The organism is Terrisporobacter petrolearius, from assembly GCF_020748185.1.
GTDB lineage: Bacteria > Bacillota > Clostridia > Peptostreptococcales > Peptostreptococcaceae > Terrisporobacter > Terrisporobacter petrolearius.
Map to the genome: position 1 here is coordinate 1 of NZ_JAHZMO010000257.1, position 234 is coordinate 234.

General features: G+C 32.9%; 1 pseudogene. It reads right to left on the bottom strand.

The features are described 5' to 3' along the window. Positions 1–148: pseudogene (locus tag K0040_RS20555) on the bottom strand (IS256 family transposase); the annotation flags it as partial. Positions 149–234: the final 86 nt, after the last annotated feature.

Sequence of the window (234 nt, forward strand, 5' to 3'; positions counted from 1 at the left end):
CCATTTCGCCTTGAAGCATGGCTTCAAACATTGGTGCAAAAATATCTTTAAGAGCATCTTGCATATCTTCAACCGTTTCAGGTTGATATTGTTCAAGTATTGCATTTACTAGTTCATTTTTCTTAGAGCTTTGTTTTTTTCTAACCATAGTATCATACCTCATCTTTTTAAGTTCCTTTCCTTAATGGTATCACACTCTATAATCAAAAAAGTGCATAAGCTGACAACAATCTT